Genomic DNA, 12,725 nt, shown 5'->3' on the forward strand with positions numbered 1-12,725 from the left:
CACAGGACCGCGCCCATGGAAACAAAGGCCAATTACGTCCTCATCGGCGCCTTCACCATCATCGTGACGGCGGTGCTGCTGCTGTTCGCGCTGTGGGCCGCGAAGTACTCGTCCGAGAAGGACTGGCAGGAATATTCGGTGGTCTTCAACGAGCCGGTCACCGGCCTGTCCGAAGGCAGTTCCGTGCAGTACAACGGCATTTCGGTGGGCACCGTTGAAAGCCTGCGACTCGCGCCGGAAGATCCGCGACGCGTGCTCGCCACACTGAAGATCCAGTCCGACACGCCGATCAAGACCGACACGCGCGCCAAGATGTCGCAGAGCGGCATCACCGGGCCGCCCTTCATCCAGCTCACCGGTGGCAGCCCGCGCGCACCGTTGCTGGTGACTGTCGACCATCGCGACATTCCGGTGATCGTCACCGAATCGTCCGCGCTGCAGAACATCGCCGACACCGCGAACCGGCTCGTCGCGCGACTCGACCAGGTGCTGAGCGAGAAGAACGTCGCGCACGTGTCGAACACGCTCAACAACATCGACCAGCTGACCGGTTCGCTCGCGGCCGAGCGCGAAGACCTGCGCGCGATCATCGTCAATGCGAAGGCATCGAGCGCCGAACTCAATGCGACGCTGGTGCAGGCGCATGGCGTCGTCAACGACGTCGATCGCGACCTCGCGAACAAGTTGCCGGGCCTCGTCAACAAGCTCGACGGCACGCTCGACAAGTTGCAGTCGGCAGCGAATGGCGCGAACGGCATCGTCAACGAGAATCGCGCGGCCATCCACAGCTTCGCGAACGACGGGCTCGGCCAGGTCGGCCCGACGCTCACCGAGTTGCGTGCACTGGTGCGCGACCTGCGCCAGGTCACCGACCGCCTCGACAACGGCCCGACCAGTTACCTGCTCGGTCGCGATCGCCCGAAGGAATTCGAACCCAAATGAGTGCGCGCATGTCGACCCAGACGTCCTTTGCCCGCGTGATCGCGCTCGCCGCGGTGCTCGCGCTGCCCGCGTGTTCGATCCTCGGTGGCAAGAAGGAACCGCCGCAGCAATTCGCGCCGATGGCAACGGTCGCACCCGATGCATCGTGGCCGCGCGTGGATGCGCAGCTGACGATCGCACCGGTGCAGATCGCGCGTCCCTACGACAGCCTGCGCATCGCGGTACGCCCGACGCCGCAGGAACTGCAGGTCTACAAGGAAGGCGTGTGGGCGCAGCGTCCGTCCGAGATGCTCACCAATTCGCTGCTGCGCACGTTCGAGGAATCCGGAAAGCTGCGCGCGGCTGCGCGCTCCGGTGCTGGCGTCAACGGTGATTATCGTTTGCTGCTGGACGTGCGTCGCTTCGAAGCCGACTACGCCGGCGGCGCGCTGCCGCAGGCGACGATCGAAGTCAGCGCGAAGCTGCTGCGCCCGGATGCCGCCGACGTGCTGGCATCGCGCACGTTCATCGCTGTCGAGCCCGCGGCGAGCACCGCGGTGCCGCAGGTGGTCGATGCGTTCGATCGCGCGATGGTGAAGCTGGATCGCGACGTCGCCGGCTGGACGCTGATGTCGATGAGCGGGCGCCACTAAAGTCATTTCGAGCGACGTTCGACGGCGGAGCCGACGATGAGCTACGCGTACATCTGGGAGTTCCACGTTGCGCCCGGGCAGCATGCGGAATTCGAACGTCACTACGGTCCGCGCGGCACGTGGGTGCAGCTTTTCCGGAAAGCCGACGGCCATGTCGAGACGCTGCTTCTGCGGGACCGCACGTCGCCCGATCGCTACGTCACCGTCGACCGATGGCATGACGAGCAGGCGTTCGATGCGTTTCGCGCTGCATTCGGTGAGCAGTACGAACAGCTGGATCGCGAATGCGAACGGCTCGCGGTGAGCGAGCGATCGCTGGGTGCGTTTTCTGAGGTCGGTTGACGCGCTGATCGCCCGTCCGCCGCGACCGGCGTTGGTTCCGGAATGTCGGCGATGCAACGGAACGGATGCAGCACGTTCGGCGAATTCGCCTCGACATTCTTCACTCGACTAACGCACCGCCCGAATCTCGCGAAACGTCAGGTTGATCCGCGGCCCGACCGGGCGCGCGGTTCGCGGCAGTGCGTGGCGATAGTTCGCCTGCGTCGCGCCCTGCATCAGCAACAGGCTGCCGGACGGCAACTCGAGCGCGAGACTTTCGTCGCCGCGACGGGCCTTCAACACGAACCGTCGCGTCGCTCCGAGGCTGACCGACGCGATCACCGGCGCCGGGCCGAGTTCCGGTTCATCGTCCGAATGCCAGCCCATCGCGTCACTGCCGTCGCGGTACAGGTTGGCCAGCACGCTGTTGAAGTCGGTGCCGAGTTCGGAGCGCAGACGATCGCGAAGCGCAGCGAGCGGCGGCGTCCACAGGTGCGGCGCGCGCAGCAGGCCGGAATAGCGGTAAGTGGCGTCCGGGTCGCCGACCCAGCAGCTCAGGCGCGGCGCGGGATGCTCGCGCCCGAACAGGCGGACCGGGTGGTTCTCCCAGGCGACCCCGTCCTGCAGCGCGTCGAACAGTGCCGCCGACTCCACCGGCGCGAGCCAGTCCGGATTGAGGCGGACGTCGGCGTCCGGGAGCACAAGCGGTCGCAGCATCCGGCGACGCTAGCACGCAGCCCAAGGCGCTCCGATTGGCTCGCACGGCGCGAACCGCGACAATGACCGGTCTGCACGCGGAGAGCCCCATGAACGAGACCCCCGAGATCGAACGCGACGTGATGGAGTACGACGTCGTCACCGTCGGCGCGGGGCCGTCGGGCCTGGCGTTCGCGATCCGCCTGAAGCAGCTGAACCCGGAGATCTCGGTCTGCGTGATCGAGAAGGCATCGACCATCGGCGCGCACATCCTCTCGGGCGCGGTGATCGAGACCGGCCCGCTCGACGCGTTGCTGCCGAACTGGCGCGACAACCCGCCGCCGGTCTGCGTGCCGGCGACCGACGACGAGTTCTGGCTGCTGTCCAAGACGGGCGCGCGGAAGCTGCCGGTGCCGCCGGGCATGAACAACCACGGCAACGTCATCGTCAGCCTCAGCGCGATGTGCGCGTGGCTGGCGCCGCAGGCCGAGGCGCTGGGCGTCGAGATCTATCCCGGCTTCGCGGCGAGCGAAACGTTGCACGACGAGAGCGGCGCCGTGATCGGCGTGCGTATCGGTGACATGGGCGTGGCCAAGGACGGTTCGCACAAGTCGGGCTACACGCCGGGCATCGACATCCGCGCGAAGGTCACCGTGCTCGCCGAAGGTGCGCGCGGCCATCTGACCAAGCGACTCGTGCGTCAGTTCAAGCTCGACGAAGGCCACGACCCGCAGACGTATTCGATCGGCATCAAGGAACTCTGGCAGGTGCCGGAAGAGCGCGTCACGCCGGGCAAGATCGTGCACACGCTCGGCTGGCCGGCGGACAACGCGACCTACGGCGGCAGCTTCCTGTATCACCTCGACAAGGGCCGCATCGCGCTCGGCTATGTCAGCGGCCTCGATTACAAGGACCCGGAGTACAAGCCGTGGGAAGCCTTCCAGCAGTGGAAGAACCATCCTTCCGTTAAACCTCTGCTCGAAGGCGGCACCATCGTGTCGGCCGGCGCGCGCGCGATCGTGACGGGCGGCTGGCAGTCGCTGCCGACCTGCGAAATGCCCGGCGCGATCCTCATCGGCGACACCGCCGGCCTGCTCAACGTGCCGAAGATCAAGGGCACGCATCAGGCGATCCGGTCCGGCATGCTCGCCGCCGAACATCTCGCCTCGAGGCAGCTCGCGCCGCAGGGTTGGGACGCGAAGCTGCGTGCGTCGGACGCGATGTCCGAGCTGCGCGAAGTGCGCAACATCAAGCCCGCATTCAAGCGTGGCCTGTGGTTCGGCATGCTCAACGCCGCGTGGGAAACCGTCACGCGCGGCAAGTCGCCGTGGACGCTGCGCAACAAGCCCGACTGGTGCCAGATGGAAAAACTGGCCGAGTACGAATCACCCGATCGGGACTGGGGCGACCGCACCCTCGCACCGCGCGACCGCCTCGCAGGCGTCTACTTCGCCGCCACCGAACACGACGAAGACCAGCCCGTGCACCTCAAGGTGCTCGACACCTCGATCTGCGTCACGCGCTGCACCGTCGAATACGGAAACCCCTGCACGCGCTTCTGCCCGGCAGGCGTCTACGAGATCGTCGAGGACGCGTCGAGCGAAGGCGCAGGCCGTCGACTGCAGATCAACGCGGCGAATTGCGTGCACTGCAAAACCTGCGACATCAAGGACCCGTACGAGATCATCAACTGGGTCACCCCGGAAGGTGGCTCAGGGCCGAATTACCAGATGCTTTGACGTGATGACGAATCGGTCGATCAAGCGGGATGGTATGGGTAAGTCGACAGCGTTCGTCGCACTGACGGGCCTGCGCACATCATGACGACGCCACCGCTCTCGCGTCGCGCACGTAGCGCGCTGTTCAAGGCACTTCGCGCTGCGTTCCGCGCGGTGCCGATGAAAGAATCGACGCGCGACATGCTGCGCTCGCGATTCCTGCGCGAGTTTCCAACCGTTCGTCCGTTGCCTGCGCAAGGACAGGTGTCGTCGACCTACGAACGGCGGCCGCGCGTTCGCGCCGACGAACGTTGCATTGGCTACGTCGAATACAGCGAAGAACCACTGCCCGATCCGCTGCCAGCAACGCTCGTCGCGTTCTATCTGCCGCAGTTCCACACCATTCCCGAGAACGACGAATGGTGGGGAAAGGGCTTCACCGAATGGCGCAATGTCACGCGTGCGCTACCGCAGTTCGAAGGCCATCTACAGCCGCGCTTGCCCGGCGATCTCGGCTTTTACGACCTGCGCAATCCCCAGGTCATGCGTGACCAGGCCAAGCTGGCCAAGACGTACGGCCTATCCGCGTTCTGCTTCTACTTCTACTGGTTCGGCGGCAAGACACTGCTGGAAGAGCCGGTCCGCAACTGGCTCAACGACAAGTCCATCGACTTCCAGTACTGCCTCTGCTGGGCCAACGAAAACTGGACGCGCCGCTGGGATGGCCGCGATGACGACCTCCTCATCGCACAGAATCACTCGCCCGAAGACGACATCGCATTCATCGAATACGTCGCGGACTACCTCCGCGACCCGCGCTACCTGCGCGTGGACGGGAAGCCGATGCTGCTGCTGTATCGACCGATGCTGTTGCCCGATCCGAAAGCGACGGCAGAGCGCTGGCGTACGTGGTGCCGCCAGAACGGCGTCGGTGAAATCCACCTTGCGTACGTGCAGTCGTTCGAACGTCCGGATCCGCGAGATATCGGATTTGATGCGGCGGTGGAGTTTCCGCCGAACATGGAAAGTTCTTGCGACATTACATCGCAGCAGGCACTCATCAATCGCCAATACGCGGGCCAAGTTCTTGACTGGAGAACGCTTAGCCGGGTGCCGACCGCTACAGATGCGTACCCCAAACATCCTGGCGTTAACTGCGGCTGGGACAACGAACCAAGACGCCCGGGAACTGGGCGGACATTCATTCGCTTCGCGCTTGCTCAGTATCAGGACTGGGTCGAAGCTGCGATCGGTCGCGCTGCTCACCAAATAACGTTCATCAATGCGTGGAATGAGTGGGCCGAAGGCGCCATTCTTGAGCCGGACCTCGCTCGCGGGCATGCCACGCTTGCCGCTACCCGAAGCGCACTTCGGAAGTCGGCGCGCCTGCATGATTTCGGTGACTCGGACTCCCGACAGTGCGTGGTCATCCACGCATGGTATCCACAGGAACTTGAGGAGATCGCAGCGTGCCTTCGACGGTGCGACGTGCCGTGGCAGGTGGTCGTAACGACATCGCCGGACCGCGCAGACGCTGTTAGAGCGATCTGCGAAGCTGAGTTCGATGTATTCGAAATCGCCGTCATGGAGAACCGGGGGAGAGACATTCTCCCTTTCCTACGTGTGGCAAGTACGCTCCGCAGTCGAGGGTATGACTTGGTGCTAAAGCTTCACACGAAGCGCTCGCCTCAGCGCGCTGACGGTGCGGAATGGAGGCGAGCGCTACTCCGTGCGCTCATACCCGAAGTAGGAACAAAGCACCTCACCACAGCCCTACGGGACAATCCCTCTTTGGGAATAGCGGCACCAAGTTTCGCATTCCAGCCGCTGACGGACTGTTGGGGCGCCAACGAGCAGGCGGTACGGCAGTTGGGCTCGCTGCTCGGCATCGATGAAACGAACTTATCGCGTGGCTTCTTCATTGCCGGCAGCATGTTTTGGGTTCGCATGAAGGCACTCGACCTTCTGCTAGATGCCCCTCTCCTGACGAGCGACTTTGAGGCAGAATCGGGACAGTTGGATGGGACACTCGCTCACGCGATCGAACGCATCTTTGCAGCACTCGCGCAGCACCATGAGCTACAACTCGGCGAGATTCATTTGCCAGGGATACTCTGCAACGGAAGCTACGCGCGGGAATAGAGGTGGGCATTGCATGCGTGTCCATGCTCTTACAAAAGCTCAAATTGCCAAGCATCGTCGGCCCCGGTTTGACGCAACGCAGTTCCGATGTGGCCGGAGAAAGTAGTGAACCGTGACACGCCGTCAAGCACGTGAACTTCGGTCATTCCAGAACTTCCGATGCGATTTACCGCGTAAAGATCGAGTACGCCGTCACCGTTATAGTCACCGAGCTTGAAAACCCATTGACTAGTGACGCCAGTGGTGTGGAGCGCCGTAGCCGTCTGCAACAGGAAAGCCTGAAACATCGTGCCTCCGCTCAGTACGTGTACCTCGGTAGTTCCACTGGCACCGCGCTTGGAAATCAGCATGAGATCAAGTACCCCGTCGCGATTGAAGTCGGTGACCTGGAAGTCCCACGACGCGTCGGAGCCAGTTGAGCCCAACGCGGTGGCGACGTGGAGCAGAAAGCTTTGAAATTGGTGCGCGCCGTCCAATACGTGGATTTCTGTCGCTCCAGAGCTGCCGTTCTTCGCTATAGCGAAAACATCTAGGCGACCGTCGCCGTTCCAATCGCCAAGTCGAAAGACCCAAGAGTTATCGCGTCCTGTATTGCGCAGTGCGGATCCTGAGTGCAGCAAAAAACTCTGAAAGTTGTCGGCGCCGTTGAGTACATGAATTTCCGTGGTACCAGAAGCGCCTTCGCGCCCAAAGGCGTAGATGTCTTTAACTCCATCGCCGTTGTAGTCACCCAGCTGGAACTGCCAAGCGTAGTCCGCGCCTGTTAAACCGATCGCGGTCGCGATGTGGCTGGTAAATTGCGTATACGACGACGTACCGTCCAGAACGTGAGCTTCGGTCCATCCCGACGATCCCAGTTTACCGATGGCGACTAGTCGCGGGGGCTGGGCCGACGCAGTAGGAATCACAGTGGCTCGGAATGATGCGAGCATGGGCATGGTCTGGCTCAAGGTCTGTGCGTTGTCGGCCTGGCTTGTGCCGCACGGACGCCCGCCGCACGCGGTGATCCGGGGATTTGAGAACAAGCGATAGTCCTGCTGGAGTTTTTCTCCGTAGGCCATGATCGTGTAGAAGTTGCCGCCGTTCGCATCGCTCTTGTAGCCGAACGAATACGCGAACCGTCCGTATTCGTTGGCGTCGAGCACGCCGTTGTCGCCCTTGGCGGTTGCAACGTCATGTTGAGCGCCCATGTTGTGGCCCATCTCATGCGCTAGCGTTTCGTCGCGACAAACGTAGCCGCCGCTGGGGAACGACGAATTGGGATCGCGACCGTTGCTGTCGCTGACGATTGACATTGCCCACGCTTCATCGGCGCTCGTGATCGGCTTTTGACCGCCACCCAGGATCCAACCGACGCCGCAGCTTTTGTTGGTATCGTTGTCGAAGATGCGGACCAGCGACACCACGTCCGCGCCGTACTGGTCACGCGCGCTGCGCAATGGCTGCAGCGACGCAGGGACCGTCCGCCTGACGCATGCGCCAGTTCCCGAACAGTCGTAACCCGTCAGGTCGTACAACGCCTGATCGTTATCCGTGTTGTCGACGTAATCTACCTGCACGGTGTTAACGAGCCGGACGCGCCCATCGATGCCGCTGTTCTGGTAGCCCTGATTCGCGAAATCGACAATGTTGTTGAGACGCGTATTTGCCTGCGACTGCCCGCCGAGGCGGTTCGCGAAACCAGTCGTGTAGCCAAGCACGAGATCGACAGTGGTGGACGCCACCGAAGCTGCCGCAGCACTTGTCGGCGCGGCGGCAGGCGTGGGAGACGTTGCGTCGGCAGACGGTCGCGACGCTGCGGGCGGAACCGGGATTGCATCGGTACCCGTCGGATTCGCGGCTGGCAGCGACGCAAGCGCCGCTGGGTCCGTCTTCACCATCCACGACACGCCGTTCGCCTGCATGATGCGCAGCGGCGGGCCCACACCGTCCGGAATAGAACCGAAGACGGCCTTCTCGCCGAAGGTGATCAATGCTTCCGTGCCTGGCTTCGCACCCGCCGGCCGACCGACCCACGTCCAGTCCCCGTTCTGGTGTTCGATGTGGTGGTCGTAGCGCAGGCGGATCAGGTGCCCGTCCGGAGACGGGATCATCATGGTGCCGCCGATCGCGTCGAGGGCGTGCGCCTCGCTCAGGTGCACCTGCTTCCAGGTATAGGCCTGCATGCGGAAGTCGGCCGCGCCCGCGGTGTACGCGAGCAACTCGCCCCGATCAGGCAGCGACGCGTAGCGATCACCGTGCACGAGGCGCGCGCGGATCGCAGCAAGCCCGGTCGCGGCCATGCGCGATGGCTGCATGGCCGTCGCGCGCTTGGTCGGCGCGGATGCGCTACTCGAACTGGGGTGATCGGAGCCGACACACCCGGCCAGTGTGGCGGCCAGGGCGACGAGAGGCAGAAGCTTGCGCATGGCAGAGCCCTATAGGAGGGAGGCCGGCGGCCCTCCCCGAGCTCGCCCGACGTCCCTACCCTAAGTCCGCGGCAATGCGCCTACAAGGCGATTTCGTCAGCCGCTAAGCGGCGCGACAGCCACACCCGTCCGAATCGCCAAATCGTCCACAGAAACGCCGGGGGCGAGCTCCACGAGCTTGAGCCCGTCCGGCGTGACGTCCATCACCGCCAAGTCCGTGACGATGCGGTTGACCACCCCGACCCCTGTCAGCGGCAACGTGCATTCGGGCAGGATCTTGTGCTCGCCGTTCTTCGCGGTGTGCTCCATCAGCACGACCACGCGCTTGACGCCAGCGACCAGGTCCATCGCGCCGCCCATGCCCTTGACCATCTTGCCAGGCACCATCCAGTTCGCGAGGTCGCCCTTGTCGGTGACCTGCATCGCGCCGAGGATCGCGAGGTCAATATGACCGCCGCGAATCATCGCGAACGAGTCGTGGCTGCCAAAGAAGCTCGCGCCGGGCACCGTGGTGACGGTCTGCTTGCCGGCGTTGATGAGGTCGGCGTCGAGCTCGTCCTCGGTCGGAAACGGGCCGATGCCGAGCAGGCCGTTCTCGCTCTGCAGCCACACGTCCATTCCTTCCGGAATGTAGTTGGCCACCAGCGTCGGCAGGCCGATGCCGAGGTTCACGTAAGCGCCGTCGGTGAGTTCGCGTGCGGCGCGCTGCGCCATTTCGTCGCGGGTCCAGGGCATGTCGTAGTCCTCAGGCGGCGCGCACGGTGCGCTGTTCGATACGCTTCTCAGGCGAAGCGTTGACCACGATTCGATCGACGTAGATGCCGGGAAGATGCACGTGGTCCGGATCGATGTCGCCGATCTCGACGAGTTGCTCGACTTCGGCAACGCAGACCTTGCCGGCCATCGCGCACGCCGGATTGAAATTGCGCGCGGTCTTGCGGAATACGAGGTTGCCCGCCTTGTCGGCCTTCCACGCTTTCACCAGCGAGACGTCGGCGCGAAGCGCGGTCTCCATGACGTACATGTGGCCGTCGAACTCGCGCGTTTCCTTGCCCTCCGCCACGACCGTGCCGTAGCCGGTCCGCGTGAAGAACGCCGGGATGCCCGCACCGCCCGCACGCAGGCGCTCGGCGAGCGTGCCTTGCGGATTGAATTCGAGCTCGAGCTCGCCCGCGAGGAACTGGCGCTCGAACTCCTTGTTCTCGCCGACGTACGACGAAATCATCTTGCGGATCTGACGCGTCGACAGCAGTTGACCGAGGCCGAAGCCGTCGACACCCGCGTTGTTCGAGATCGCCGTCAGGCCCTTGACGCCGGAATCGCGCAACGCCGCAATCAGCGCCTCGGGAATCCCGCAGAGCCCGAAGCCGCCGACGGCGAGCGTCTGATTGTCGGCGACGAGATCGGCGAGCGCCGTCTTCGCGTCGGGGTAGACCTTGCTGCGCGCGGCCATGCGTGCACTCCGTGTTCGAGAGCTCTGGATTCTAGCGGTCGCGCCCCTGCATCGCACCGTACCTTCGGCCGATGCGAGCGTTCACGAGCGCCCGTAGACGTCCTCGAGCCGCACGATGTCGTCCTCGCCGAGGTAATGCCCGGACTGCACTTCGATCAGCTCGACGGGCTCGGTGCCCTTGTTGCGCAGGCGATGCACGCTGCCCTGCGGAATGAACGTGCTCTCATTTTCGCGCAGATCGAACACGCGCTCGTCGCAGGTGACTTCAGCAACGCCCGACACGACGATCCAGTGCTCGGCGCGATGCGCGTGCCTCTGCAGGCTCAGCGCGGCCCCCGGGTTCACCACGATGCGCTTGACCTGAAAACGTTCGCCGACGGACAGCGAGTCGTAACTTCCCCACGGCCGATACACCTTGCGATGTACGAGGTGTTCGGTGCGCCCGTCCGCCTTCATCCGGTCGACGAGCATCTTGACGTCCTGCACGCGGTCCTTGCGCGCGACGAGCGTCGCGTCGGGTGTGTCGACGATGACGAGGTCTTCGACACCGAGCGTCGCGATCATCCGTCGCTCCGCTGCGCGCACGAGGTTGCCGCGACTGTCGACCGAGATGACGTCACCGTCGTGGCGGTTGTTGTCGGCATCGCGTTCTGCCACAGACCACAGCGCCGACCACGAACCGATGTCGCTCCAGCCGCAGCTCACCGGGACGACGGCGGCGCGATCGGTCTTTTCCATGACCGCGTAGTCGATGGAATCGTTCGGGCTGGCCGCGAATGCGTCGGGGTCGATGCGGATGAAATCCAGATCGCGCGTGGCGCTGGAATACGCCTTGCGTGCGGCGTCCGCGATCGCCGGCGCGTGGCGCGCGAGTTCGTCGAGATACCACGACGCGCGGAACAAGAACATGCCGGAGTTCCACGAATAGCCGCCGTGCGCAACGTAGCCTTCCGCGGTCGCGCGGTCCGGCTTCTCGACGAAACGCTCGACCGCGAAACCGGCGTCGCCCAGTGACGTTCCACCGAGGATGTAGCCGTAGCCGGTCTCCGCGTAATCGGGACGAATGCCGAACGTGACAAGCCACCCATCCGATGCGAGGCCCATGGCGCGCTCGACGGCGTCGCGGAAGGCGGCCTCATCTTCGATCAGGTGATCCGCTGGGAGGACCAGCATCAATGCATCCGGATCGCGCGCCAGCAGGTGCAGCGCCGCGATCGCGATCGCAGGTGCCGTGTTGCGCGCCATGGGCTCGAGGAGAATGCCGCCGTTGCCGAGCCCGACCGCCTGCAGCTGCTCGCCGACCATGAAGCGGTGGTCGCCAGCGCAGACCGTGACGGGCGCTTCTGCGTCGGGCAGCCGGCTCGCACGCAGCACCGTCTCCTGATAGAGCGAGCGGTCGCCGACCAGAGCCAGAAACTGCTTGGGCTGGTTCTGTCGCGACAGCGGCCACAGCCGCGTGCCGCTGCCGCCACTGAGCACCACGGGATGCAGCATCGGATCATCCGGATTCGAGGTGTCCGAAGCATACCGCCCGGCCGCCGTCACCCGGGCCTAACGGCGAAAGCGGCCGCAGTCGGCTAAAATCGCCGGCCTTCAGCGCGTCAGCGCGCAGATCATGGAAATCCGCCCGATGAAGATCCTCGTCGCGTACAAGCGCGTGGTGGACTACAACGTCCGCATCCAGGTCAAGCCCGACGGCAGCGGTGTCGTCACCGAGGGCGTCAAGCTGTCGCCGAATCCGTTCGACGAGATCGCGCTCGAAGAGGCGCTGCGCCTGCGCGACAAGGGCATCGCGACCGAAGTGATAGTCGCGACGATCGCCCCTGCCGACGCCCAGCCGCACCTGCGCAACGGGCTGGCCATGGGTGCCAACCGCGCGATCCACGTGGTCGTGGACGCCGGAAGCGAAGTCGCGCCGCTCACGGCCGCGCGCACACTGCTCAAGCTCGTCGAACGCGAGCAGCCCGACCTCGTGATCCTCGGCAAGCAGGCGATCGACGACGACGCCAGCCAGACCGGCCAGATGCTGGCCACGCTGTGGGGCCGTCCGCAGGCGACGTTCGCGTCGAAGCTCGACGTCGCCGACGGCAAGGCGACGGTGACGCGCGAAGTCGACGCCGGCCTCGAAACGCTCGAAGTCGACCTACCCGCCGTGGTCACGACCGACCTACGCCTCAACGAGCCGCGCTTCATCAAGCTGCCCGACATCATGAAGGCCAAGAGCAAGCCGCTGGAGACGCTGCAGTTCGCCGACCTCGGCGTCGATGCCGGCGCCGCGCTCAAGACGACGTCGTACGCGGCGCCGGCCAAGCGCTCGAAGGGCATCATGGTCAAGGACGCCGCCGAGCTCGTCGCCACGCTCAAGCAGCGCGGCCTGCTGTAACGCACCGCCGGCGGACCGCGCATCGCGCGA

The 12,725-nt window shown here is 64.5% G+C and carries 11 protein-coding genes; 6 read left to right on the forward strand and 5 right to left on the reverse strand.

From position 1 onward, the window contains the following. Positions 1-15: 15 nt before the first annotated feature. From ACVWZN_RS10490 to ACVWZN_RS10500, 3 genes are read left to right on the forward strand one after another with little or no spacing between them, the layout of a single operon-like run. Complete coding sequence (locus ACVWZN_RS10490) at positions 16-942, forward strand: MlaD family protein (RefSeq protein ID WP_027081823.1); 927 nt, start codon at positions 16-18, stop codon at positions 940-942. 8 nt (positions 943-950) lie between these two features. Continuing rightward, a complete protein-coding gene (locus ACVWZN_RS10495) occupies positions 951-1,574 on the forward strand; it encodes an ABC-type transport auxiliary lipoprotein family protein (RefSeq protein WP_456953764.1) in 624 nt (207 codons plus the stop codon). Between the two features lie 36 nt (positions 1,575-1,610). After that, complete coding sequence (locus ACVWZN_RS10500; protein ID WP_456953765.1) at positions 1,611-1,916, forward strand: antibiotic biosynthesis monooxygenase family protein; 306 nt, start codon at positions 1,611-1,613, stop codon at positions 1,914-1,916. Positions 1,917-2,024: 108 nt separating this feature from the next. On the opposite strand, the gene ACVWZN_RS10505 is transcribed toward ACVWZN_RS10500, so the two are convergent. Continuing rightward, entirely contained in the window at positions 2,025-2,612 is a 588-nt protein-coding gene (locus tag ACVWZN_RS10505) for an alpha-ketoglutarate-dependent dioxygenase AlkB family protein (protein ID WP_456953766.1), read from the reverse strand. Positions 2,613-2,701: 89 nt separating this feature from the next. Between ACVWZN_RS10505 and ACVWZN_RS10510 the strand changes: the two genes are divergently transcribed. Both ACVWZN_RS10510 and ACVWZN_RS10515 read left to right on the forward strand, forming a co-directional pair. Further along, entirely contained in the window at positions 2,702-4,330 is a 1,629-nt protein-coding gene (locus ACVWZN_RS10510; protein WP_456953767.1) for a 4Fe-4S dicluster domain-containing protein, read from the forward strand. 81 nt (positions 4,331-4,411) lie between these two features. Beyond that, positions 4,412-6,451: a glycoside hydrolase family 99-like domain-containing protein gene (locus ACVWZN_RS10515; protein WP_456953768.1), complete on the forward strand. Its 2,040-nt coding sequence runs from the start codon at positions 4,412-4,414 to the stop codon at positions 6,449-6,451. A 29-nt stretch (positions 6,452-6,480) separates the two neighbouring features. On the opposite strand, the gene ACVWZN_RS10520 is transcribed toward ACVWZN_RS10515, so the two are convergent. The 4 genes from ACVWZN_RS10520 to ACVWZN_RS10535 form a co-directional block, all read right to left on the reverse strand. Continuing rightward, a complete protein-coding gene (locus ACVWZN_RS10520) occupies positions 6,481-8,859 on the reverse strand; it encodes a reprolysin-like metallopeptidase (protein WP_456953769.1) in 2,379 nt (792 codons plus the stop codon). 96 nt (positions 8,860-8,955) lie between these two features. Continuing rightward, positions 8,956-9,594 (reverse strand): CoA transferase subunit B, encoded by a 639-nt coding sequence (locus ACVWZN_RS10525; RefSeq protein ID WP_456953770.1) that lies wholly within the window; start codon positions 9,592-9,594, stop codon positions 8,956-8,958. Between the two features lie 10 nt (positions 9,595-9,604). After that, a complete protein-coding gene (locus ACVWZN_RS10530) occupies positions 9,605-10,312 on the reverse strand; it encodes a CoA transferase subunit A (RefSeq protein WP_456953771.1) in 708 nt (235 codons plus the stop codon). Between the two features lie 81 nt (positions 10,313-10,393). Further along, complete coding sequence (locus ACVWZN_RS10535) at positions 10,394-11,806, reverse strand: mannose-1-phosphate guanylyltransferase/mannose-6-phosphate isomerase (protein ID WP_456953772.1); 1,413 nt, start codon at positions 11,804-11,806, stop codon at positions 10,394-10,396. A gap of 136 nt (positions 11,807-11,942) precedes the next feature. Here ACVWZN_RS10535 and ACVWZN_RS10540 point away from each other — a divergent pair, with 136 nt between their 5' ends. Next, entirely contained in the window at positions 11,943-12,695 is a 753-nt protein-coding gene (locus ACVWZN_RS10540; protein WP_456953773.1) for an electron transfer flavoprotein subunit beta/FixA family protein, read from the forward strand. Positions 12,696-12,725 lie beyond the last annotated feature (30 nt).

The organism is Lysobacter sp. HA35, assembly GCF_054061195.1.